13 protein-coding genes and 1 tRNA gene are annotated in these 25,487 nt (G+C 46.1%); 9 read left to right on the top strand and 5 right to left on the bottom strand.

Going from position 1 to position 25,487, the window contains the following annotated elements; all coding sequences use genetic code 11:
• Nucleotides 1-129: 129 nt before the first annotated feature.
• Complete coding sequence (locus G8759_RS35265; RefSeq protein WP_167218465.1) at nt 130-3,087, bottom strand: FAD-binding and (Fe-S)-binding domain-containing protein; 2,958 nt, start codon at nt 3,085-3,087, stop codon at nt 130-132.
• Between the two features lie 474 nt (nt 3,088-3,561).
• Here G8759_RS35265 and G8759_RS35260 point away from each other — a divergent pair, with 474 nt between their 5' ends.
• The 6 genes from G8759_RS35260 (at nt 3,562) to G8759_RS35235 (ending at nt 17,665) form a co-directional block, all read left to right on the top strand.
• A complete protein-coding gene (locus G8759_RS35260) occupies nt 3,562-6,708 on the top strand; it encodes a SusC/RagA family TonB-linked outer membrane protein (protein ID WP_167218463.1) in 3,147 nt (1,048 codons plus the stop codon).
• 127 nt (nt 6,709-6,835) lie between these two features.
• Nucleotides 6,836-8,314, top strand: a complete 1,479-nt coding sequence (locus tag G8759_RS35255) for a RagB/SusD family nutrient uptake outer membrane protein (protein WP_167218461.1) — start codon at nt 6,836-6,838, stop codon at nt 8,312-8,314.
• A 200-nt stretch (nt 8,315-8,514) separates the two neighbouring features.
• Nucleotides 8,515-12,003, top strand: coding sequence for a VCBS repeat-containing protein (locus G8759_RS35250; RefSeq protein ID WP_167218459.1), 3,489 nt, complete (start codon nt 8,515-8,517; stop codon nt 12,001-12,003).
• Between the two features lie 83 nt (nt 12,004-12,086).
• Nucleotides 12,087-15,437: a VCBS repeat-containing protein gene (locus G8759_RS35245; RefSeq protein ID WP_167218457.1), complete on the top strand. Its 3,351-nt coding sequence runs from the start codon at nt 12,087-12,089 to the stop codon at nt 15,435-15,437.
• Nucleotides 15,438-15,548: 111 nt separating this feature from the next.
• Nucleotides 15,549-16,904, top strand: a complete 1,356-nt coding sequence (locus tag G8759_RS35240; protein ID WP_167218455.1) for a vanadium-dependent haloperoxidase — start codon at nt 15,549-15,551, stop codon at nt 16,902-16,904.
• A gap of 95 nt (nt 16,905-16,999) precedes the next feature.
• The gene (locus tag G8759_RS35235) at nt 17,000-17,665 is read left to right on the top strand and encodes a hypothetical protein (RefSeq protein ID WP_232074070.1); all 666 of its coding nucleotides are present in this window, start codon (nt 17,000-17,002) and stop codon (nt 17,663-17,665) included.
• A 299-nt stretch (nt 17,666-17,964) separates the two neighbouring features.
• On the opposite strand, the gene G8759_RS35230 is transcribed toward G8759_RS35235, so the two are convergent.
• The 3 genes from G8759_RS35230 to fabD form a co-directional block, all read right to left on the bottom strand.
• On the bottom strand, nt 17,965-18,642 hold the full coding sequence (locus tag G8759_RS35230; protein ID WP_162388804.1) for a TetR/AcrR family transcriptional regulator: 678 nt from the start codon (nt 18,640-18,642) through the stop codon (nt 17,965-17,967).
• A 375-nt stretch (nt 18,643-19,017) separates the two neighbouring features.
• A tRNA-Gln gene (locus tag G8759_RS35225) sits at nt 19,018-19,088 on the bottom strand.
• A gap of 116 nt (nt 19,089-19,204) precedes the next feature.
• Nucleotides 19,205-20,080 carry an ACP S-malonyltransferase gene (fabD, locus tag G8759_RS35220; RefSeq protein ID WP_167218453.1) on the bottom strand — a complete coding sequence of 292 codons (876 nt, stop codon included), beginning with the start codon at nt 20,078-20,080 and terminating at the stop codon, nt 19,205-19,207.
• A gap of 414 nt (nt 20,081-20,494) precedes the next feature.
• Here fabD and G8759_RS35215 point away from each other — a divergent pair, with 414 nt between their 5' ends.
• From G8759_RS35215 to G8759_RS35205, 3 genes are all read left to right on the top strand, one after another.
• Nucleotides 20,495-21,190 (top strand): succinate dehydrogenase cytochrome b subunit, encoded by a 696-nt coding sequence (locus tag G8759_RS35215; protein WP_167218450.1) that lies wholly within the window; start codon nt 20,495-20,497, stop codon nt 21,188-21,190.
• A 93-nt stretch (nt 21,191-21,283) separates the two neighbouring features.
• The gene (locus tag G8759_RS35210; protein WP_167218448.1) at nt 21,284-23,221 is read left to right on the top strand and encodes a fumarate reductase/succinate dehydrogenase flavoprotein subunit; all 1,938 of its coding nucleotides are present in this window, start codon (nt 21,284-21,286) and stop codon (nt 23,219-23,221) included.
• 90 nt (nt 23,222-23,311) lie between these two features.
• Nucleotides 23,312-24,064 carry a succinate dehydrogenase/fumarate reductase iron-sulfur subunit gene (locus G8759_RS35205; RefSeq protein WP_162388800.1) on the top strand — a complete coding sequence of 251 codons (753 nt, stop codon included), beginning with the start codon at nt 23,312-23,314 and terminating at the stop codon, nt 24,062-24,064.
• A 115-nt stretch (nt 24,065-24,179) separates the two neighbouring features.
• Here G8759_RS35205 and G8759_RS35200 read toward each other — a convergent pair whose 3' ends face one another.
• A complete protein-coding gene (locus G8759_RS35200) occupies nt 24,180-25,484 on the bottom strand; it encodes an enolase C-terminal domain-like protein (protein ID WP_167218445.1) in 1,305 nt (434 codons plus the stop codon).
• Between the last annotated feature and the right edge of the window lie 3 nt (nt 25,485-25,487).

Here is a 25,487-nt window from a genome sequence, read left to right as displayed (position 1 = left end):
GGTTTAAAAGTACAAGATTTAACCTATCTAAATAATATAGTGAATAAAAAGGCGTATAGCCGACATTTAACATGGATACAAAGGGCGTACTGTCTCTGCATAGCGCTCAGTTATGCAGAGACAGTATAGTTATTTCAAAGCCTCAAATAAAATCTCGGCAGGGTGTTTAGCCTTACGGGCTGTTCCATCTTTAATCTGGTGACGGCAGGAGGTGCCGGGCGCGGCAATAATCACATCGTCGGGCTGCTGACGAACAGTAGGGAACAGTACCAGCTCTCCAATCTGCATGGAAACGTCGTAGTGCTCAGCTTCGTATCCAAATGAACCGGCCATACCGCAACAGCCCGAAGGAATCAGCTGGGTGGTGTAGTTCTGAGGTAATGACAAAGCCTTTTTTCCGGGCACCAACGAGGATACTGCTTTTTGCTGACAATGCCCATGCAGTTTAATAAGCCGTTTTTCATCCGTGAACTGCTCGGCGCGAATGCGCCCGGCGTCTGATTCACGAGCAATAAATTCTTCAAAGGTTAATGCATTCTGTGCCAGATGCTTAGCATCAGCCACCAGTGATTCATCGACCAGATCAGGATATTCATCACGGAAGGTCAGAATGGCCGAAGGCTCCAATCCTACTAATGGGGTTTCGGCTGTAACGACATCCTTCAATAATCGGATATTACGCTCCGCCAGTGTTTTTGCGTATTTAAGCATCCCTTTCGACAGGGCAGCACGACCGCTTTCGCCATGCTCAGGAATGACGACGATATAGCCCAGCCGGGCAAACAACTGAATCGCTTTCTGACCAACTTCAACATCGTTATAATTCGTGAACTCGTCGCAGAACAGAAAGAGTTTCTTGTTGGTAACGGTTCGTTTTTGGTCGTTAGCCATACGACTGGATGCCCAGCTCTTTAACGTTGTGTTGCTCAATAAAGGCATTGTTCGGTCGGGGTGGAAACCAACCAATCTGTTGGCAATGCGCCGGAGTGAGGGTGTTCCTAATACGCCGTTCCATGCCCAGGGAACAAGGGCTGCCATACTCGACAGCCGGGCAAAGTTAGCAATCAGCCTCGAGCGGACGGGTACACCGTTTTTGTCGTAGTATTGTTGCAAAAATTCGGCTTTTAACTTAGCTACATCTACATTCGATGGGCATTCATTTTTGCAGCCTTTGCAGGACAGGCATAAGTCGTATACCTCTTTAATTTCTTCGTGATCAAATCGGTTTTCCTTCGGTGAGCGCGTCAGCATCTCCCGCAGAATATTGGCCCGCGCCCGTGTTGTATCCTTCTCATTACGGGTAGCCATGTAACTAGGACACATTGTTCCGCCAGATACCTGCGTTTTTCGACAATCGCCCGAACCATTGCACTGCTCAGCGTGCTGCAGAACATTTTGATCTTTATAGCGGAAATAAGTCTTAAACTCTGGCGTTTGCTGGCCTGCTTCATACCGCAGGAACGTGTCCATCGGGGGCGTTTCTACGATTTTTCCAGGATTGAAAATGCCTTCCGGGTCCCAGGTATGCTTAATCTGCCGCATTAGTTCATAATTATGCGGTCCAACCATTTGCGGGATAAATTCCCCCCGTAATCGCCCGTCGCCGTGTTCACCGGAAAGCGAACCGTCGTATTTTTTTACCAGCGTTGCAATCTCTTCGGCAATCATTCGATATTGCCGGTGGCCTTCTTCCGTTTTAAGATTTATGATCGGGCGAAGGTGTAATTCTCCTGATCCTGCGTGAGCATAGTGCACGGAATGCATGTTATGCTTTTTCAGAATCTCGTTGAAATCATGGATGTAGTCAGGCAGATCGTGGACATCTACGGCCGTATCTTCAATGACGGCTACCGCTTTTTCGTCGCCGGGGAGGTTACCAAGCAGGCCGAGTCCGGCTTTGCGGAGTGTCCAGATCTTTTTAGTATCCTCGCCAAACAGTAAAGGGTAATGATAGCCTAAGTTTGCCGCCCGAAGCTCAGTTTCCATTTCAGCTGCCAGCGACTCGATTTCGGCACGGGTATCGCGCGAAAGGTCTACAACCAGAATGATCGGAAAATGGTCTGTGGGCGTTTTTTGGACAAAAAAGCTGTTTTTCCGTTGTTCAGGATTAGAATCGGCCCGTTCCAGAATAATGTCATCAATTAATTCAACGGCGTAGGGCTTATAAAGAAGCGATACTAGGGTAGCCCGTAGTGCCTCATCAATGGAATGACAATGGATACAAACTAACCCGCTTTCTTTGGGCGGGAGCGGAACAAGGTTTAGTTTAATTTCTGTCAGAAAACAAAGCGTTCCTTCTGAACCTGCGATGAATTTGGCCAGATTAAATGGCTCTCCACCCGGTGTAAAAGGTTCCATATCGAGCAAGGCATCTAATGCATAACCCGTATTCCGTCGTTCGATGGTTTTTTTAGGGAAGTTTCGGCGGATTTCTGCCTGATTTTCCAGATCAGACAAAATCGCGTTTGTCTTCAGTAGAATGTTATCGGCTACTGTTGCGGAGCCATTCTTTCGGCTTGCTTCACTGACCTGTTTTGTGAAATCCCAGTTACTCAAACTGCTAAACTCTACCTCTTCTCCATCAGCAAGTAGCGCTTTTACGGATAAGGTATGCTCGCGCGTTGCCCGGTAGACGACCGAGTTCGATCCGCAGGAATTATTGCCGACCATACCACCAATCATGGCCCGGTTCGCCGTGGAGGTTTCGGGCCCAAAATATAGACCATATGGTTTTAGAAACAGATTCAACTCGTCTCTGACAACACCCGGCTGTACACGTACCCAACGCTCTTGGGGATTGACTTCCAGAATTTTTGTAAAGTGCTTGGATACGTCAACGACAATGCCGCTGCCAACAACCTGCCCCGCGAGAGATGTTCCGGCTGTGCGTGGAATGAGCGATGTTTTATGCTGCCGGGCAAAGGCAATCAGTGTCTTTAAATCATCAATTGTTTTGGGCACCGCAACAGCCGTTGGTACTTCACGATAGGCCGAGGCATCCGTTGCGTAAAGTGTACGATAGGTGCGGTCGTCGTAGACATTGCCGGACAGTTGTTCAGACAAACGGCGTATAACTTCTGAATCCATAATACTAAAACAGTGGCATTAGCCAGAATTTAGGCAAAATTAGCTGTTAATACGCCAAAATTATCAACCGGACCTGTGAAATTCATAAGTCTGTCCAACAGGAAATAGTTATAATAATCTGAAGCATTTATATTAATTATCTGCTTGATTATAAAGAAGATATATTCTAAATAAGTAATAGGTAAAATATAATCGATCAGATTTAATTCATGGTTTTTAACAATAATTATGATACAATATTGACTGTAGTTAATCCGATTTTAACTATAGTCGTTGTATTTTAAGCATGAGATTTAGTAATTTGCCGTCTGGTTCGGGTATATGTTCTATAAAATCTAACCAAGTTACCAAAACGTTCGTATGGACGTAAAAACCAATCGGACAGGTAGAGTTTTGGAGGACGAAGCGGATAAATAGCATACCATCTTTAACCTAAATCAACATACCATATTTTAAACTTTTTACTGTAAACCTATGATGGACAAATCCTACACTAGTAGCCACTTATGTGGTTACGTAGGTCCGGTTGGGCCTTCCCAACCCCAGTCATTGAGACGGAACACTTTATTCGGGTTTCTGACAATGCTGGTAATGCTGCTGTTGAGCAATTCAACGGCGTGGGCGCAGGGACGCACTGTAACAGGAACAGTAACTGATCCGGCTGGATCGAAGCTACCAGGGGTAAGTGTCCAAATTAAAGGTACGCAACGCGGTACCAACACGGATGCTGAAGGCAAGTATAACCTGACTAATGTACCTGACAATGCGACGCTGGTTTTAAGTTTTATTGGTTATACATCGCAGGAAGTGGCAGTTGGAAACCGTTCGACGGTAGACGTAAAATTAGCTGATGATACGAAAGCACTCGAAGAGGTTGTCGTTGTTGGCTATGGTACGGCTAAACGGAAGGATTTAACAGGTTCAGTAGTACAGGTTACGGCGAAAGACTTTAATGCGGGTGTCAATCCAAACCCGTTGCAGGCTATTCAGGGTAAAGTGGCCGGTTTGGTTATTACATCGCCGTCGGGTGACCCGAACCAGCAGCCAACGGTTCGTTTACGGGGCTATACTTCGCTGGCTGGTGGTAGTGACCCGCTTTATGTGGTTGATGGTATGATTGGTGTGCCAATCAGTACAATTTCTCCACAGGATATTGAATCAATGGACGTGTTGAAAGATGCTTCTGCTGCGGCTATTTATGGTTCACGGGCTGCCAATGGTGTCATTCTCGTTACCACCAAGCGTGGTAAGTCGGGTAAAACAACGGTATCATTCAACAACTACGTTGGTATTGCCACTATATCGAAACGGTTCGACATGCTGGATGCTCAGGGATATCGTGATGCCGTTACTGCAATTAAAGGAGCGTCTGCATTAACGGATTTGCAGCGCTTTCCAGCGGGTAACTACAATACAGACTGGGTGAAAGAAATCACCCGTACTGCCGTTACCAACAACCACGATCTTGCTATTGCCGGTGGTTCACCGAATTTTAGTTATCGTGGATCGTTAAACTACATCAATCAACAGGGGATCGTTAAACGATCAGGTTTTGATCGTATTACGGGACGAATCAACCTTGACCAGAAGGCGTTCGACAACCGGTTAAATGTTCAGTATAACCTGTCGTATGCAGAAACCAACAAAGATTTTCCCGATAACAGTAACACTGGAGCTCCGAGCGTTGGTGGTTTTCTTAACCGGGCTACTACCTTTCTTCCTACACTGCCCGTTCGCAATGCCGACGGTTCTTATTATGAAGTAGGGGGTAGTTTCGATTTATTCAACCCTGTAGCTGCTCTGGAAAACTCGGTTAATACCGCCGTTCAGCGCTATTTGCAGGGTGGTATTACCTTGCGTTACGAGATTCTGGATGGATTGACGTTAGGCGTAAGCGGGCAGTTGCAACGCGATAATACGACAAGCAATTTTTATACAAACCCAACAATAAAAGCATTCGCTGCCAATAATGGGCGGGCAGGCCGGAACTATACCGAGTCGAACACCCGATTGCTGGAAACGACGGCTACCTATACGAAAGGATTTGGCGCTCAAAACAGTAATTTCTCGGTCTTGGGTGGATACTCGTTCCAACAATTTGATAATGACGGTTTTGGCGCAGCTAACTCAGGTTTCCTTACCAGCAATATTAACTACGATAACTTAGGTTTAGGGTCTGGTACATTGGTATTGCCAGGTAATGGGTATGCCACCTCTTATCGGAATCAGTCGAAACTGATTTCGTTCTTTGGCCGGGCAACGGTTAATCTAAATGATCGCTATAACATTACAGCCACGGTACGTCGTGATGGTAGCTCTAAATTTGGCGCTAACAACAAATGGGGTATTTTTCCATCCGTTGGCGCAGGTTGGACAATTACAAACGAGTCGTTCTTTCCAAAGAGCAACACGCTTAATTTCCTGAAACTACGTGTAGGCTACGGTCAGACAGGGAACTCCGAAGGTATAGCCGCCTATAACTCCATTCAGTTATATGGTCAGAAAGGTACCTACTATGACGGATCGCTGGGCGACTTCCTGCCGGGCTATGGCATCACGCAAAATGCGAATCCAAACCTGAAATGGGAGGTTCTGACTTCATCTAATATCGGGTTGGATTTCCAACTGTTTGGTGGTCGTTTTGCCGGTACGCTCGAATACTACAACAAGCTAACGAAGGACATGTTGTATCCTTATTCTGTACCAGCTGATGGTATAACCTACTTTGCCAATACAATTCTGGCCAATGTTGGCTCGATGCGGAATGCTGGGGTTGAGTTCTCGTTCGGTGGCGATATTATTCAGAAGGGTGACTTTTCCTGGAATTCCAAGTTAGTAGCTGCCTACAACAAAAACACGATTGTAAACCTTAAGAGCGATCAGTTTGACTCGGGTACCGTTCGGTTCAATGCTTTTGGCGGTCGTGGTTTGTCTGACGTATTCGCGTCATACATTACAGTTGGTCAGCCATTAGGCGAGTTTAATAACGTTCCAACGTTCGTTGGCTACAATGCAGATGGCTTACCCTTACTGAAGGCAGGTTCTGGTGACACACCAGTTACTGATGTATCGAAGGCCGATGCAGCTGCCGCTATTGCTGCCGGATCTCCGCTGAAACAAGGTAATCCACAGCCATTCCTGACGGGAGCATTTATTAATACATTCCGCTACAAGGGTTTTGACTTATATTTCCAGCTCCGCGGTACTTTTGGCAACAGCATCCTGAATAACGTCCGGTCAAACCTGATGCTGCCGGGTTCTATTCTGGAAACGAACATGTTGAAAGAAGTAACGACATTGCCAAAAGGCTATGGGGTGAACGTATTGTCGACAAACTGGATTGAAAGTGGCACGTTTGTGCGCTTCGATAACTGGCAGATCGGCTATAACGTACCGCTACCGGCCAGCAAGTATATTACCAATGCCCGCATTTATCTGGGTGGCAATAACCTGTTTGTCATTACAAAATATAAAGGCATTGACCCCGAACTGCAGGTAAAAGCTGATTTACAAACAAGCGGTGGTGTACTTCAACAAGCGCCAAACTCTGTAGGTCTGGACAATAGCGGAATTTATCCAAAGACCCGCCAGTTCCAGTTAGGTGTAAATCTGACATTCTGAGTTGTTTTTCACAAACTGAATTAAATCCAAAAAATAATTCAGTTTGTGAAAACTGTTCTATTTAACACATCGTTAGTATATCACATGAGGTTTTAACGATGTAACTCATTAATTATCAAAAACTTCTATGAAACGAGTAACCATAAAAGTGCTTCTGGGCTGTTCGGCACTGATGCTGGCAGGTCAGTCCTGTACAGATCTTACCGAAACTACCTACGATGTCATCCCTACCAGCGGGACATTTGGGAGCACAGCAGCCCAGCAGGCTGCACTCATCGGGCCACTCTACAATGGCTTAGGTGACTACTACGGTAATATGGCTAACCTGAATACTACCACAGACGAACAAATTGTTCCGACCCGTGGTGGTGACTGGAAAGATGGCGATAACTGGGTACGATTATATACCCACACCTGGGACCCTGTTACTGATAATGGTCAGTTCAATGGCCCCTGGACGTGGTGCTATAATAACATTACGTCCATCAATCAGCAGTTAGGGACGCTCAGTGATGCAAAAACCAAAGCCGAATTACAGGCTTTGCGTGCCTTCTTCCATTATGAAGCAATGGATCTGTTCGGGAACGTGATCATTTCTAATGCCGTTGGCGCTGGCACACCGAAACAAAGTACTCGGGCCGAAGTATTTGCATTCGTAGAGAAAGAATTGCTGGCGGCTTATCCGAATTTGAGTGATGTATCGGGTGGTGCTTATTATGGCCGCATGAATAAGTACGTGGCCGATATGATTCTGGCCAAATTGTATCTGAATGCTCAGGTGTATACGGGTACGGCTCGCTGGGCTGATGTTGTAACGCGCACAAATAATGTTATTAGCTCAGGCAAATTTCAGATCGTTGGCGATTTCTTCAGCAACTTCGTTACGCAGAATCAGAACTCGGCGGAAATTATTCTGGCCACCCCGTTCGACAAATCGAAGCGGACAGGCTTCCGTCCACAGATGCAGAACCTGCATTACCTGAACCAGTTGACCTATAATTTGGGTACGGCTCCCTGGAATGGTTTCGCTACGGTAACAGAGTTCTACAACTCCTTCGATGACAAGGATATCCGCAAAAAAATGTGGATTGTTGGCCCGCAATATAAAGCAGATGGCACTCCCCTCCTTGAGGATGGTGGTGTACCATTCGCGTTCAATCCTGATATTCCGGCACTGGTTTTACCCGCTGGAGCTGTTGGACGAATGGCGGGGGCACGGAGCCAGAAATATGAAATTCAGAAAAACAACAGTTTTACGGAACAGGATAACGATTTTGTCGTTTATCGCTTAGCCGATGCATACCTGATGCGGGCCGAAGCTAATCTGCGCTTAGGCAATAATGCATTGGCGCTGACCGATGTCAATGTAATTCGTAAACGGGCAGGTATGCCAGACTTTACGGCATTAACGCTGGATGACATTCTGGCTGAACGCGGTCGAGAACTGGCCTTTGAATACCATCGCCGTCAGGATCTGATTCGTTTTGGGCAGTTTACCAAAGCTTGGCGCTTCAAACCAGCTTCACAAAGTTTCCGTACGCTGTTCCCAATTCCAAAGGATCAGTTGTCGCTGAACCCGAACCTGAAGCAAAATCCAGGTTACTAATTCAATTACTATTATCTGGTAAAGAGCAGGCTCATTAGGGCTTGCTCTTTGCTTTTATGACTTATTTAAAGCCAACTAATTGCCGGAAAACGGCAAAAAAGCCACTAGAGATTTCTTATCTTTGTAGTCCTTTTCTACGACTCTTTCCAGACCTTTTGCTACTTCCATAACAATACGTTTTTATTTATGTACCTGTGCTAATGCGCATCAGTTTCCTACTTCTGACAATAGGTCTATTAACCGGTTGTCATTCCAAACAGCAGACCCCCTCAGATCCGCTATTTCAAAAACTGCCTGCTGAAGAGACACAAATCAATTTCACCAATTCAGTAACCGACGATAAAGATTTTAATATCTTCAATTACCGTAATTTCTACAATGGCGGTGGGGTTGCAATTGGTGATGTCAACAATGATGGCTTATCAGACGTGCTGCTGATTGCCAATATGGGAGATAATAAACTATTTCTCAATACCTCAAATCGGGAGTCAGCATCAATGGAGTTTTCCGACGTTACGGCTAAAGCTGGCGTTGCCGGTAAACGAGCCTGGAGTACGGGTGCAACGTTCGCTGATGTAAACGGCGATGGACTACTGGATCTGTACGTGTGTAATGCGGGTATCAGACCGGGTGATAAGAGAGGTAATGAACTCTTCATCAACAATGGAATCGGGTCAGACGGTATTCCTACATTTACTGAACGGGCCGCCGAATATGGACTGTCAGATGGTGGATTTTCGACACATGCGGCTTTCTTCGACTACGACCGCGATGGCGACCTGGATATGTATCTGCTTAATAACAGCTTTATGCCGGTCGGTAAACTAGTTTATGCAAATATCAGATCGCAACGTGATTCGCTGGGTGGGCATAAGCTATTTCGGAACATGACTGTTGAGAAGGGCGATCAGCAGAAAACGAAGAGTAAAAAGAAAAAAGTGGGCGGAAGCGCGCTTTCTGTCCCTCACTTTATTGACGTTTCAGAAGAAGCCGGTATTTATGGGAGTTTGATTGGGTTCGGGCTGGGCATTACCATTGGTGATGTTAACGAGGATAACTGGCCGGATATTTACATTTCAAACGACTTTTATGAACGGGATTATCTCTATATCAATAACCGCAATGGTACCTTCCGGGAGTCGATCAAAGAGGCCATGCCTCACACGAGCCTTTCGTCGATGGGGGCCGATGTAGCCGACATCAACAATGATGGCCGATTGGATATCTTCATCACCGATATGTTACCGGGAAATGATCGTCGGCTCAAAAAAACATCCACTTTTGAGAGCCATGATCTAGAGCAGATTAAACTGAGTCGCGATTTTCATTACCAGATCATGCAGAATATGCTGCATCTGAATCAGGGCAATCAACCCGGAAATGCAGGTTTGCCGGTTTTTAGTGATATCGCACGGTTTTCAGGCGTTCAGGCAACCGATTGGAGTTGGGGTGCACTAATTTTTGATATGGACAACGATGGCTTGAAAGACATATTTGTTGCGAATGGTATTGCCAAAGACGTAACGGATCAGGACTTCGTGAATTTTTTGGCCGATCGCGAAAACATGGCTCAAATTGCCAGACAACGAGCGTTTAACTTCAAAGAATTTCTGGACAAAGCCCCCTCCGAAGCCGTTCCTAATTATGCTTTTCACAATGAGGGAAATCTGCAATTCACAAACAAAGCTTTCGATTGGGGGCTATCTGAACCCGATTTTTCAAATGGCGCAGCTTATGGCGATCTAGATAATGACGGAGATTTAGATCTGATTGTCAATAATGTAAATGCTCCGGTCGCCATTTATAAGAACCTGTCTATCGAGAATAATAAAACGAACTACCTGAAAATAAAACTGGAAGGAATAGGTCTCAATCGAAACGCAATCGGTGCGAGCGTGTTTGTGTACCAGCATGGTATAGATAGAAAGCCACAAATGCAGGTGCTACAACAGATGCCGAATCGTGGATTTCAATCGTCGGTTGATCTCAACATGGTTTTTGGCCTTGGAAAGCATCCTCAGATTGATTCTGTTGTGGTTATATGGCCGGATGACCGTATGCAAACGCTACATCAGCCCAAAGCGAACCAAATGCTGACCTTACGACAGGAGGATGCTTCTCAACGTTGGAAAGCAGCTATTATCCAGCAGGGACCCATCTTTCTGGATAATTCAAGTACATCAGGACTGAATTTTGTTCATAAGGAGAGCCCATTCGTAGACTATAACCGCGATGCACTAGTAAAGCAACAGTTTTCTACCCAGGGGCCAGCTTTAGCGACTGGTGATGTAAATGGAGATGGCCTGGATGATGCCTTTTTAGGAGGAGCTAGCGGGCAACAGCACCGGTTATTTATTCAGCAGGCTGGCCGATTTGTGGATAAAACACCGGCTGCGATTCGGCAGGATACAACTTATGAGGCTGTCGATGCAGTTTTATTTGATGCTGATGGCGACCGGGATTTAGACCTATACGTTGTGTCTGGAAGTAATGAGTTTGGAGCCGAGGCCGACGAATTACTAGATCGCTTATACCTGAATGATAGCAAGGGGGGATTTACGCGTTCAGAAACCGGCCTTCCAAATCTGAAAGCCAGTGGCTCCTGTGTAGCGGCTGCCGACTTTGACCAGGATGGAGATATCGATCTATTTATTGGCTCCCGATTGATTCCGGGCCAATATGGTCGGAATCCTGCCAGTTATTTGCTTACAAACGATGGTACGGGGAATTTTAAGAATTACACCAAACGGTCGTTACCAGATGCTGACCAGTTAGGTATGATTACCGCTGCAACCTGGGCTGACCTCAATGGCGATCACTATCCGGAACTGATTGTGGTAGGAGATTGGGAGCCAATACGCGTATTTGAAAACAAGCATGGACGATTGAGCCAGACGCCGGAAATGACGATTTCTGCGGCAACGGGAGAGAATCTGAAAACAGAAGGTTGGTGGAATTGTGTTACTGCGGGTGATGCAGATGGCGATGGGGATCTCGATCTATTGGTTGGTAATCTGGGGCAGAATTCGCGAATACGAGCTACCCAAAGCACGCCCGCTGAACTTTATGTTGGGGATTTTGATCATAATGGTACAGTCGAACAAATTATTAACTGCGCCGATGAAACAGGAGAACTGTATCCGATGGTGCTGAAGCAGGATTTGCAGAAAGAGATGCCCAGTATCAAGAAGAAGTATGTCAAATTCGGCGATTATGCAGGCAAAAAAATAACTGATCTTTTAGATGAAGATCAGTTAAAGCAGGCAGTAATAAAACGATCGTTTACCGGCGCATCAGTATTGCTGCTGAATACTGGCAAAGGCAAATTTATGTTTCAACCACTGCCTATCGAAGCTCAGATTTCGCCCATGTGCAGTGCTGTATTTATGGATTATGATGGCGACGGCCGACCAGATCTGGCCTTGGCGGGAAACTTTTTTGATGTGCTCCCCGAAATCGGTCGCTATGATGCCAGCTATGGTGTTGTACTTCACAACGAAGGCAAAGCAACCGATCATTCTATTCAGTATAAGGCGGTAAATCCGGCTGTCAGTGGATTCTTCGTCCGTGGGCAAGTCAGGCGGATGAAGCTTTTAGCCCAGAGACAGCTCATTCTGGCTAAAAATAATGACCGTGTTCAAGTGTTTGCGTTAAAACAACCACCGGCAACGGCCAGAAAACCCTTATAACACCCGGAAAATTGGCGACCATTAGCATCCAGATGCACCGTCTGGATAAGTATCATGGCAGAAACGTCAATAACTTACCTACAATGAAAAGAATTAGTCTATTACTGGTTGCCTGTACGTTTTTGTTGACAGGCTGCAATTCATTTAAATCGGAAAAGCCGCTTTTCCAGACTCTTGACTCAACGCAAACGGGTGTAGGTTTTATCAATCATCTCGTACCGACCGAAAAAATCAATATCCTTGATTACCTCTACTTTTATAATGGTGGCGGTGTTTCTGCTGGTGATATCAACAACGACGGCCTTACCGATTTATACTTTGTTTCAAATCAGGGCAAGAATAAGTTATACCTTAATAAAGGCAATTTTAAATTCGAGGATATTACGGCCAAAGCAAGTGTCGAAGGATTTTCGGATTGGCAAACGGGTTCGACTATGGCCGACGTGAATGGTGATGGCTTTCTCGATATATACGTTTGTGCAGTGGGTAATTTTCGGGGATTAGAGGGTGCCAATGAATTATATATCAACAATGGAGATGGAACATTTTCCGAAAAAGCGGCTGATTATGGGTTAGATTTTACAGGCTTCTCTACCCAGGCGGCCTTCTTTGACTATGACCACGATGGCGACCTTGACTGTTATCTGCTTAATCATGCCGTGCATACATCCCGCAGTTATGACCGGGTTTCTGCCCGTAACCTACGCCACAATGAGTCTGGCGATTACCTGTACGAAAATCAGACTGTATCAAAAGCGGGAAAGAGCCCGGCTGGAAAAATTGCCCGATTCACCAACGTGAGTGAAAAAGCGGGCATTTTCGGAGCCGCTATGGGCTATGGACTTGGTATTTCGGTAGCTGACCTTAACAACGATGGTTGGGAGGATTTATACATTTCAAACGATTTTCACGAAGACGACTACTATTACATCAATAACCAGAACGGCACATTTACTGAGAGCATAAAAAAATCGTTTCAGCATACTAGTCGCTTCTCAATGGGTAACGACATTGCAGACGTCAATAACGATGGATTCGCTGATATTGTGACACTAGATATGTACCCAGAGGATGAAACAGTTGAAAAATCATCTTTGGGCGAAGATCCACTTGATATTTACCTCTATAAACTGGCCTTCGGCTACATGAACCAATATAGCCGGAACTGTCTGCAACTAAACCTATCCGGAAAGAAATTCATGGATATTGGTGCTATGGCGGGTATGGCTGCTACCGATTGGAGCTGGTCACCATTGCTGGCAGATTATGATAATGATGGCATAAAAGACCTGTTTATTACGAATGGTATTGTACATCGGCCTAATAATCTGGACTACGTCAAGTTTGCGGCCGATGACTCGTTACGGTATGCGGTTGAAACATCACGTTCACTTGATGAACGAGCCGTCAAGCTGATGCCTGAAGGAAAAGTACACAACTATTTATATCGGGGTACACCTTCCCTGAGATTCGACGATAAATCGGTTGCCTGGGGGTTTGAGGTACCAAATTATTCGAATGGGGCTGCTTATGCTGATCTGGATAACGACGGTGATCTTGATCTGATTACGAACAATATTGATGACCCTGCCGGGCTTTATCGAAATGAAGCTAATTCTCTATTTCCTGATAACAAATACCTGACGGTTAAATTGAAGGGCGATTCACCGAATACATTTGGGGTAGGGGCAAAGGTTATCCTGAAGTATAACGACACTACATTAGTGCAGCAACTGATGCCAACGCGGGGTTTTGAGTCGTCGGTAGCTCCTGAATTATTATTTGGCCTTGGCCACCATGACAGCATTGACTCGCTGATCGTGATCTGGCCAACTCAGCGCATGGAGGTTCACAAAAATGTAAAAAGCAACCAGCAAATCATTCTGAATCAAGCCGATGCTAAACTCGATGGAGCAACTTTTCAGTATACTGCTCCCGCTAGGCAAGCCCGCTTCGTCGATGTGACAAAATCAGACTCAATTCCATATCGCCATCTCGAGAATAGCGAATATTTCGATTTCGTCCGCGAGTCATTAATGCCGTTTAAAGTATCGACAGAAGGTCCGCATCTGGCCATTGGTGATGTAAATGGCGATGGTTTAGCTGATGTATATGCAGGCGGAGCCAAATGGCAGTCAGGTAGTTTACTGATTCAGCAACCTACTGGCCGATTTACTACGTCGAATCAACCGGACTTTGTTCGTGACTCAACGTACGAAGACGTTGACGCCGTTTTCTTCGATGCTGATGGCGACAAAGATCTGGATTTGTACGTAGTATCGGGAGGGAACGAGTTTTACGGTCAGATGACCGAGCAGTTTGATCGACTTTATCTGAACGATGGGCAGGGTCATTTCAGCCGTTCGGCAACTGCATTACCGCCTATGTACGATAATAAAAGCTGTGTTCGGCCAGTTGATATTGATCGAGATGGTGATCTGGACTTGTTTGTTGGCGGGCGAGTGGTAGGGTTTGGCTATGGTAAATCACCCAATTCATATGTACTGATCAATGATGGAAAAGGCAGATTTTCGGATCAGACCGATAAGCTTGCTGCCGGATTGCGTAAAGCCGGGATGATTACAGACGCTGTCTGGGCCGATTCCGACGGCGATAAAGATCAGGATCTGATTCTGGCCGGTGACTGGATGCCTATCCGGATCTTTGCCAATGACAAAGGCAGGTTTTCTGAAGTCAAACCGATCACGGCAGACGAGACCCCCTTAAATGGATTCTACCAGCGAGTCATTGCTGCTGATTTTGACCGCGATGGCGATATCGATCTGATGGCGGGTAATCTTGGGACGAATACCAAATTCCGAAAGGCGCCTGATTCGCAGTTACGCATGTGGGTAAAAGATATAGACGGGAATCAAAGTACGGAGCAAATCATAGCCTATAATCGTGGAAAGGACTGGTATCCGCTGGCCTTTAAAGATGAGTTGGGTAAACAGATGCCCAGTATTATTAATAAGCGATTTACCGATTATGTGTCATTTGCGGGCCAAACACTGGATAATATCTTAAAAGACGATGATTTAAAAGGGGCTGAGGAGTATTCCGTTAATCAATTCGCGTCGATTTATCTGGAAAACCAGAATGGTAGGTTTGTTATCCATGAACTACCCATGATGGCCCAGGTTTCAAAGTTATTTGCGCTACAGGCTATAGATATTGACAACGACGGCGATCTCGACGTGTTAGGCGGTGGGAACTTCTATGGGGTTAGTATGTATCAGGGGCGTTATGATGCTAGTTATGGATTAGTATTGATAAACGATGGAAAGGGGAATTTTACTGCGTTGTCGCCCGTAGATTCTGGATTTCTGCTTAATGGTGAAATTCGTGATATTCGCCCCATCCAGACACCAAAGGGATTACTGATTGCCGTCGCTCGAAATGGAATGGGAATACAACTCTTTAAGCCATTGTAATTAGTCAGAATCGGTATCTGACTCCATTTTGTCCGATATTTTCCCTTAATTTTGTAACAATTGGTTGGTAAACAACTGATCAGATTCCGTATTAACTTGTCAAACTATATTATGAACGTTTCGCTTCGATTCAGTCTTCTACTGGCCATTCTGCTTGTTACATTTGCCAGTTGCCAGAAGCCTGCATCTTCAGCCGAATACAATGCCAGGGCTGCCAATGCAGAAAACTATAATGCGGCTTTAAACAAACTGACACAGGTTATTATTCACGATATTTTTTCACCACCAGTTGCCAGCCGGATTTATGCGTATGCTAATCTGGCGGGTTATGAAGCACTTGTGCCTTATGATGCTCAATATGAGTCATTAGGTGGGAAATTAAAACGATTTCAGGCAAGCCCGAAGCCTCAGGCTGGAAAGGAGTATTGTTTTCCACTCGCCAGTACACATGCATTGCTGACCGTTGCGCGTGCGCTCACGTTCACTGTTGAATACTACGACGAATTTGAAAAGTCGTTTTACCAGCAGTATAAAAAAGATGGCCTGCCTGATGACGTTTACGATCGTTCGATGGCTTACGGAGAAACGATTGCCAAGCATATTCTGGATTATGCTGCGAAGGATAACTACAAGCAAACCCGTGGTTTTAAGCATACCGTTACCAACGAAGAAGGAACCTGGGTACCAACGCCCCCGGCCTATATGGATGCTGCCGAGCCGCAATGGAACAAAATACGTTGCTGGGCAATGGATACCTGCAACCAGTTTATGCCTCCACGTCCTTTACCGTATAGTTTAAAAAAGGGAAGCCCTTATGAAAAGGAACTGGATGAAGTGTATCAAACCGGCAAAAACCTGGATAAGCAGAAGCAGGACATTGCCTATTTCTGGGATGATAATGCCTTCGTTATGAATGTTGCTGGCCATGTTATGTATGCCAGCAAGAAAATGACTCCCGGCGGTCATTGGCTGGGAATTGCCCAAACTGTGGCCCGGAAGAAAAAGCTGAATATGATGCAAACTGTTGAGGCATATGCACTTACTTCATTTGCGTTGACCGATGGTTTCATTTCCTGCTGGGACGAAAAATACCGGAGTAAAACGGTTCGGCCCGAAACCGTTATCAACAAGTCTATTGACCCCAAATGGACTCCCTTTCTTCAAACACCACCCTTTCCCGAATATCCCAGCGGCCACAGTGTGATTTCAACCGCAGCGGCTACGGTATTGACAAGCCTCATGGGCGACAACGTTGCCTTTACCGACTCAACCGAATTTCAATATGGGCATGGTGTCCGGTCGTTTAAGTCGTTCCGGGATGCTGCCGATGAAGCATCGATCAGCCGAATGTATGGCGGTATTCACTATAGATCAGCTTTAGTGAATGGACAGATTGAAGGGGAACAGGTAGGCAAGTGGGTCATTCAAAAAATTCATACCAGGAGATCGGCCGTAGCGAGCCGATAGCTAGTAAAAAATGCAAAAAAAGGAACCGCTCGTTGAAGGCGGTTCCTTTTTTTTGTAATTGGTAAGTTATACGCTCATAACGCACTTTGTCTGCTATGGTAATACGTTTTCTGGCATTGTTTAGCATCATTTTATCGGCGCAGACAACAAAACTGCAAGCGCAGTCATCAGCAGACTCGACACAAACGCGAGCCAATCAAAATAGAGAAACTTATCGTACCCTTAGTCGTTCGCCGGAAGATTCAACACGCTCGGTTTTTAATTTTAAAGCGGCTCCCTGGTATGTGCGTTCTTCGCCATTTTTGATTTATACAGGCGCCGGAAAGCCCAACGATCGTATTGCACAGAGTATAGAGATTGGTAAAACATTTAATGTAATCGACCTGGGTATTGCTTTTGGGCGAAATTCACTGCGTCCGGATTCTACGCTGTTCGTTGAAGGCCGGGTAACAATGGATGTTGCCAATTACGGCGTCTTTGCCAATGAAATGACAATTGGAGCTGGCCGGGTCTTCGATCAGCAGGGGAGTCTGATGCTGGAACTTACCTATAATATAATCGCTCAGGTAGCTCCTCGCCTGGGAATTGGCCTGACAACAGGCTACTACGACTTTAGCAACGAAACCACCGATGCATCGAAAACATTCTACGGAATCTGCATCCGTTATGGACTAATGCGTACCGATTCCGGGGCACTAATTCGTGTGGGTAGACCTCGGGTTGGCCGGACTGGTCGATCAGGCCATGCGCACGGCCGATAAGCGAATCTAATAGCCATTTATTCCTGAAATGCTATTATTAGAAGAGTTGGCTTTCTGGAGTAGCCGTGTAGACTCACGCAAGTTTCACATTAACAACGAAATCGGCGCCAATGAGTGGCAGGAAAACACCGACACAATGCGTTCATGAGTCGCTGGAGTATGCCATACAAGCAGCTCAGGAGTTGGGCCTGATTTGAAAACTGTACAGGTTCAGTAGGTCGATTTAAACAAGTCGAGCTTTTAAGTTATAGATTAGCACTAATCTATAACTTAAAAGCTCGACTTGTTTAAACTAAAACTTACCACTGGGCCATTGGCAGATGAGCCGACTGTAACTCCAGATTAACCTCTTTTGACTGAATCGCCATTTTATTCAGAGCGATATAAATGGTTTTAACCGCATTTTCGATGCGTTTCCATCCTTCTTCACTCCGAAGATCAATACTGATCATGGTACGATCGTTCTGAGCCATGATCGTTAGGTAGGTCATAGCGCCAAGAACAATGGCCGAAATGGCCTGTGTATCGGCCCCCTTAACAAATGAAAGCTGCTCGACAAGGCGTGTCATTTCTTCGTCTTGTGCTCGTGCTGTTGTTTCTGCAATCGAATCATTTTCGATAACAGTTGCTTTCAGGATTTCACGGGCTGCTTTAAATGTACGGAAATAACGATAGGTCTGGATAACTTGGCGATACCAGATACGAGCCACATCAGACTCTTGTAAAGGACGAATTTGGTCTAAGACAGCTGGGTTGAATACTGGGAATAGTTTGCCCATTTTTACATAGTATTCCAGAAGTCCTTCCATACCGCCGAAGTAGCGATAAATCAGCACTTTACTGACATTAGCCTTCTCTGCAACCCGATTGACTCCAACTCCTTCCAGACCCCTCTCTGCAATGACTTCTTCTAACGCTTCAACGATGCGCTGAGTTGTTTTAGCGCGGTTGCGTCTGACCTTTTCGTCCTTCTCCATGTATCTAAAATGCATTAAAATTCAAAACATTATATCAATCTGACGTAAACAGAAAGGCACGGTCACATTGAGATTGTGTGTACAGCAAAATTGTAACGATAAATTATCAGTATTAACACGAATTATATTACCTATCACTCTTCATGTACAGAACGAATTTTGTTAAATGATCTTATAGTCAATTATAAATTCGTTTTGTCACGAACCGGCAGCTATTGTTACATCTGGTTACTATCTTGGCAATAATAATCATTTCTTGCACAATTAGCAAATTAAATAGTATTTATAATGCAACAAGTTGAAGTATCCGATTTTTTCTTTTTGATAACTAATAAATGAAAAAAGCCACCTAATTTACATTAAGCGGCTTTTTTGTTGCCCGAGAAGGATTCGAACCTCCACAAACAGAACCAAAATCTGTCGTCCTACCCTTAGACGATCGGGCAATTGCGAGTGCAAAGATAACAGGCTGATTGTGTCAAAAACAAGTATCTGCCTTAAAAAAATCTGATTTTTGCTTCGCTCTCCCAGTTTTATGCTGACTATCAGCCGGTATTTTTGCTTATACGGATGCTACTACAGCAGTTGATACTATTTTTTTTATTAGTCCCTGTAAAACTTTTCCCGGACCACATTCCGTAAATTCAGTTGCGCCATCGGCAGACATTTTTTCAACCGACTGGGTCCATCGAACTGGTGCTGTTAACTGGGCAATCAGGTTCGCTTTTATTGCACTCGGATCTGTTGTTGGCTGAGCGTTTACGTTCTGGTAAACTGGGCAGCGGGGCTCACTAAATGACATCGCTTCGACGGCGTTGGCAAATTCTTCGCGAGCGGGTTCCATGAAGGGAGAATGAAATGCGCCACCTACTGCCAGCGGTAAAACACGTTTTGCCCCGGCGGCCTTAAGTTGTTCGGCTGCCAGTTCAATTCCTGAAATACTGCCCGAAATCACAACCTGTCCGGGACAATTGTAATTGGCAGGTACTATAATTTCACCGGTAATTCCTGCGCAGATTCGCTCAATCACCTCATCGGCTAAACCCAACACGGCGGCCATGCTGGATGGAGCCAGTTCGCAGGCTTTCTGCATGGCAGTTGCCCGAATTGAAGCCAGTTTCAGGCCATTCTCGAACGATAATACACCAGCCGCTGTCAGGGCAGATAGTTCACCAAGCGAGTGCCCTGCTACCATATCAGGAGCAAATGATTCCGCAGTAAGGGCCAGCACAACGCCATGGAGTAACACTGCTGGCTGCGTATAAATGGTTTGTTTTAACTCTTCGTCTGTTCCTTCGAACATAATCCGGGTCAAATCATAACCCAATAGTTGATTCGCCTGATCGAAGAGTTTACGAGCTGCTTCGGAGTTTTGGTAGATATCACGACCCATACCCCGGAACTGGGAGCCCTGGCCAGGAAATACGTATGCTTTCATAAAATAGGAGACAAACGGATGACAGGTGATTTTTTGAAAATGTATGCTGATGACTGCCGGTGTGAGCGGCAAAATAACATGACTTCTTGCGTTTATTCAAGAAATAGACTCTTCTTGCGAATAAGCGATTGATTATCAGGATTCTCGGTTAAAGACACGACTAGTCTGTTTAATAGATAGGATACTTTTGACTTATTCTCCTCTTTTTAGCCCGCAAAGGCAAACAAAAATTTGACACACTCTGTTAGCAAAACAGGCCGTTTGTCTAATTTTTACCGGCTCTATATTAGACAGAAGTTCGTTGAAAATGGGGCGTAAAGTTGTTTGCATGGGGTTTGTGCTTTAGCTTTGATGCGCCGTTTAAATCGGCTTTTTCTCAATAGTTTACCACTAAATTTTCGTGTCATTTACCATATGGCTTGGGTAATACAAACACTATCCAGCTCCCTCGGCCGAAAGGTTATCATGTCGCTGACGGGGCTTTTTCTCAGTACCTTTCTGATAGTTCACATGGCTGGTAATTTACAGCTTTTCAAAGGGGATAATGGACGGGCTTTTAATGAGTACACATACTTCATGACCCACAATCCGCTTATCCTTACTGTCTCTTATCTGCTGTATACGTCCATTCTGGTACACGCACTTATGGCCTGGATACTAACCCGCCATAATCAGGCGTCGCGGCCAGTGAAATATGCTTACAGTAAGCCCGAAGCGAATAGTGACTGGTCGTCACGTAACATGGGTATTCTGGGCACAATCCTGTTGCTGTTTATTATCATTCACATGCGGACGTTCTGGTACGAGATGCACTTTGGATCTGTTCCGATGGCCGAATATGATGGTAAGGAGTACAAAGACTTGTATGCCGTTGTGAAAGTAGCTTTTAGCCAATGGTGGTACGTACTCCTCTATGTCGTGTGTATGGTTGCCATTGGCTATCACCTGGCTCACGGTTTTCAGAGCGGCTTTCAAACGCTTGGCCTTCGGCATAAGAAATACACCCCCCTGATTGAATTTGTGGGCAAATACTTTTTTGCGATCATCATTCCTGCGGCTTTTGCAGCGATGCCGATTTACGTGTTTTTACAGGTTCATGGAATTATATAATGAGTGAAAGAGCGAATGAGCGAAAGGGCGACTAGTAATCTTCCAGTCATCCTTCCACTCTTCCACTCTTTCGCCTTTTACTTTTTAGAAGGAATGAAACTGGAGTCTAAAATTCCCGAAGGCCCTTTAGCCGAAAAGTGGGCACGGCAGAAATTCGGCTTGAAACTGGTAAATCCGGCCAACAAGCGGAAATACGATATTATTGTCGTTGGTACAGGTCTGGCAGGCGCATCTGCTGCTGCATCGCTGGCCGAACTAGGTTATAATGTTAAAGCATTTTGCTTTCAGGATAGTCCGCGCCGGGCGCACTCTATTGCAGCTCAGGGTGGTATAAATGCCGCAAAGAACTACCAGAATGATGGTGACAGCGTGTTTCGGCTGTTTTACGATACGATTAAAGGGGGCGACTACCGCGCTCGCGAAGGAAACGTCCATCGGCTTGCTGAAGTCAGTGTCAATATTATTGATCAGTGCGTAGCGCAGGGTGTGCCGTTTGCTCGTGAGTACGGCGGCTTACTGGCAAACCGGTCATTCGGCGGATCGCAGGTGTCGCGTACGTTCTACGCTCGTGGCCAGACCGGGCAGCAGTTGCTGTTAGGTGCCTACTCGGCGTTGAGCCGTCAGGTGGCCAATGGAAAGGTGAAATTGTTTCCCCGCACCGAAATGCTTGACCTTGTCGTTGAAGGCGGCAAAGCGAGAGGCATTATTACCCGGAACCTGATTACCGGTAAAATTGAGTCACATTCGGGCCACGCCGTTCTCCTTTGCACAGGAGGCTATGGCAACGTATTCTATCTGTCGACTAATGCGATGGGATCGAATGCTACGGCGGCATGGCGTGCTCACAAAAAAGGAGCTTTGTTCGGTAATCCTTGTTTCACGCAGATTCACCCAACCTGTATTCCGGTATCGGGCCATTATCAGTCGAAACTGACGCTGATGTCGGAGTCGCTACGGAATGATGGTCGGGTTTGGGCACCCAAATCAAAAGAAGACGCGCAAAAAATTCAGAAGGGTCAGCTGAAAGCGAATGACCTTGCCGAAGATGCACGAGATTACTTCCTCGAACGCCGTTATCCTTCGTTTGGTAACCTCGTGCCGCGCGATGTCGCATCGCGTAATGCCAAATACGTCTGTGATGAAGGTCGTGGTGTGAGTAAAACCGGTTTGGCGGTATATCTGGACTTTGCCGACGCGATCAAACGCGATGGCCAAAAAACCATTGAGGCCAAATACGGTAACCTCTTCGAGATGTACGAAAAAATCACCGGCGAAAATCCATACGAAACGCCGATGATGATCTATCCGGCTGTTCACTACACGATGGGTGGCTTGTGGGTAGATTATAACTTAATGACCACGATTCCTGGTCTGTATGCACTTGGTGAAGCAAACTTCTCCGATCACGGTGCGAACCGACTTGGCGCTTCGGCCTTGATGCAGGGGCTGGCCGATGGTTATTTCGTGATTCCTTACACTGTCGGTGATTATCTGGCAACCATCGGTCCTGCCGATAAACTGCCTGTTGATGCGCCGGTATTCAAGGAAGCCGAAAAGAAAATACATGACCAGATTGATCGCTTATTAGCTATTAAAGGTGAGCGGCCTGTTGATGATTTACATAAGGAACTGGGCCACATCATGTGGGAATACTGCGGAATGGGGCGTACTGCCGAAGGGCTGACAATTGCCCGTGAAAAAATCAAGGCGCTCAAAAAAGAATTCTGGACGAATGTAAAAGTGTTGGGCGAATCGCAGGAAATGAACCAGGCTCTGGAACAGGCATCACGCGTAGCTGACTTTATCGAATTGGGCGCTTTAATGGTTGAAGATGCCCTCAATCGGAATGAATCGTGTGGTGGACACTTCCGGGAGGAGTACCAGACACCCGACGGTGAAGCCCTCCGCGATGATGCCAATTATGCCTACGTTGCTGCCTGGGAATATCAGGGAGACGACAAGCCTGAAGTGCTTAACAAAGAAGAACTGGTGTTCGAAAACGTGAAACTGACCCAGCGGAGTTATAAATAAGTTTTCAGCGATGAGTTTTCAGCTTTCGGTTAGCGGTTGGCGTAATGACCAGCTAAAAACTGAAAACTGAAAACGGAAGACTCTCAAACAATGAAAATTAACCTAAAAGTCTGGAGACAGAAAAATAGCAATACAGAAGGTAAACTAGTCGAATACCATCTCGATAATGTATCGGAAGATATGTCGTTTCTGGAAATGTTCGACGTATTGAACGATTCCCTTACCCGAAAAGGCGAAGACCCTGTTACGTTCGATCACGACTGTCGCGAAGGTATTTGCGGCACCTGTTCCATGTACATCAACGGACGGGCACATGGTCCACAGACAGGGGCAACAACCTGCCAGTTGCACATGCGTTCGTTCAACGATGGCGATACGATTGTGGTTGAACCCTGGCGAGCGCGGGCCTTTCCGGTAATCAAAGACCTGATGGTCGATCGCTCGGCTTTTGACCGGATCATTCAATCGGGTGGCTACGTATCCGTTAACACAGGATCAGCCCGTGATGCGAATGAAATCCTTATTCCGCGGACTATTGCCGATGAAGCGATGGATGCCGCTGCCTGTATTGGTTGTGGAGCCTGTGTAGCTGCCTGCAAAAATGCGTCGGCTATGCTGTTTGTTTCGGCTAAAGTATCGCAGTTGGCCATCTTGCCACAGGGACAGGCAGAACATAAAGAGCGGGCCGAGCGTATGGTTGCGCAAATGGACGCCGAAGGATTTGGCGCATGTTCGTTCACGGGGGCATGTTCGGTAGAGTGCCCAAAATCAATTTCGCTTGACCACATTGCCCGTATGAACCGCGAGTATCTGGGCGCGAAACTGACCTCGAACAACGCCTAGTAAACGTATAATCAGTATCTATAAAAAGTCCGGACTTTCACGAGAAAGTCCGGACTTTTTTGTTTAATAGCAACGGCACAGCTGTCTTTTGTACGCTTCAGTCGAATTGACTGGATTACCAGCGAACCGATTTAAATGTCCATCCCGGTTGCACTTTCTGCATTTCCACCTGATCATCACGTTTCGTCAATCCACAGTCCAGATAATTCTGATGAAGTTTTGCCAACGCGTTCCGGTCCAGTTCAACACCCAGACCTGGCTCCTGCGGAACCGCAACCGACCCCTCTTCGAATGTAAAGCGGCCTGAGGTTATGATTTCATCCGATTGCCAGGGGTAGTGCGTATCCAGCGCGTAAGGTACGTCGCGCAGGGCTGCGCCCAAATGGACCATAGCCGCTAATGAAATTCCCAGATGGCTATTGGAGTGCATCGATAAGCCGCGACCAAACGTTTCGCATATACCCGCGAGTGTGATGGATGCCCGCAAACCACCCCAAAAGTGGTGATCACTCAGAATGATGTCTTCCGATCCAATGGCAATACTGTTCGGAATGTCTTCAAACGAGGTCGTACACATGTTTGTGGCCAGTGGCGTTTTAATCGCTTTTCTAACTTTTGCCATGTTTTCCTGGCCTCGGGTCGGATCTTCCAGGTATTCAAGAATTGGCTCCATCTGTCGGCCGTATTGAATCGAGGTTTCGACCGTCCAGAGTGCATTTGGATCAACGCGTAAGGGTACACCAGGGCCAAATGCTTCATGCAACGCAAACATCGCATCGACCTCCTGCTGGGGCTCAAAGACACCCCCTTTTAGTTTGATCGACTGGAAGCCGAACTCGGCACACATGGCTTTGGCCTGGGCCACAATTTCGGTAGGATTCAGCGCACTGCTTTGTCGGGCGGCTGCCCATCCCTGCGCAGCCGGATCCGTTTTGAAAGCCAGTTCTCCGCCCGCTCCTTCGTATTTATAGAACAGATAAGCCGAAAAAGGGACCCGATCGCGCATTTTTCCACCCAAAAGATCAACAACCGGGCGACCCGTAACTTTCCCGATAATATCAAGACAGGCGACTTCAATGGCACTAAAAATATGAACCAGTTTTCGCTGATCCCAGGGCGTTTCTCCCCGGTCTGCTGCGGTTTCGATCCCAAACTGATTGACCAGAACCTGCCTGATGTCATTAAGCTGGAATACATCTTTCCCAATCAGCAAACTTCTGGATGCTTCGAGCGCGGCATCGATATCTTTGTTACCCGGAATTTCACTGATACCCGAAATGTTGTCATCTGTTATCAGCTCGACTATTGTGCGCAAGGCATAGGGCGCATGTAAACCAGCTGCATTCAGCAGGGGAGGGTCAACAATGGCAATGGGGGTAATGTGGATTTGAGCAATGCGGGGCCCTGTTTTTGACTGCATAGT

Source organism: Spirosoma aureum, from assembly GCF_011604685.1.
GTDB classification, from domain to species: Bacteria; Bacteroidota; Bacteroidia; order Cytophagales; family Spirosomataceae; genus Spirosoma; species Spirosoma aureum.
The sequence above is the reverse complement of the archived record's forward strand: the minus strand, read 5'-3'. Positions and strand labels throughout refer to the sequence as shown.

What these genes read in the sequence shown, in the direction of transcription:
- G8759_RS35265 (WP_167218465.1), bottom strand. Translation starts at nt 3,087, where the DNA reads ATGGATTCAGAAGTTATACGCCGTTTGTCTGAACAACTGTCCGGCAAT.
- G8759_RS35260 (WP_167218463.1), top strand. Translation starts at nt 3,562, where the DNA reads ATGATGGACAAATCCTACACTAGTAGCCACTTATGTGGTTACGTAGGT.
- G8759_RS35255 (WP_167218461.1), top strand. Translation starts at nt 6,836, where the DNA reads ATGAAACGAGTAACCATAAAAGTGCTTCTGGGCTGTTCGGCACTGATG.
- G8759_RS35250 (WP_167218459.1), top strand. Translation starts at nt 8,515, where the DNA reads ATGCGCATCAGTTTCCTACTTCTGACAATAGGTCTATTAACCGGTTGT.
- G8759_RS35245 (WP_167218457.1), top strand. Translation starts at nt 12,087, where the DNA reads ATGAAAAGAATTAGTCTATTACTGGTTGCCTGTACGTTTTTGTTGACA.
- G8759_RS35240 (WP_167218455.1), top strand. Translation starts at nt 15,549, where the DNA reads ATGAACGTTTCGCTTCGATTCAGTCTTCTACTGGCCATTCTGCTTGTT.
- G8759_RS35235 (WP_232074070.1), top strand. Translation starts at nt 17,000, where the DNA reads ATGGTAATACGTTTTCTGGCATTGTTTAGCATCATTTTATCGGCGCAG.
- G8759_RS35230 (WP_162388804.1), bottom strand. Translation starts at nt 18,642, where the DNA reads ATGGAGAAGGACGAAAAGGTCAGACGCAACCGCGCTAAAACAACTCAG.
- fabD (WP_167218453.1), bottom strand. Translation starts at nt 20,080, where the DNA reads ATGAAAGCATACGTATTTCCTGGCCAGGGCTCCCAGTTCCGGGGTATG.
- G8759_RS35215 (WP_167218450.1), top strand. Translation starts at nt 20,495, where the DNA reads ATGGCTTGGGTAATACAAACACTATCCAGCTCCCTCGGCCGAAAGGTT.
- G8759_RS35210 (WP_167218448.1), top strand. Translation starts at nt 21,284, where the DNA reads ATGAAACTGGAGTCTAAAATTCCCGAAGGCCCTTTAGCCGAAAAGTGG.
- G8759_RS35205 (WP_162388800.1), top strand. Translation starts at nt 23,312, where the DNA reads ATGAAAATTAACCTAAAAGTCTGGAGACAGAAAAATAGCAATACAGAA.
- G8759_RS35200 (WP_167218445.1), bottom strand. Translation starts at nt 25,484, where the DNA reads ATGCAGTCAAAAACAGGGCCCCGCATTGCTCAAATCCACATTACCCCC.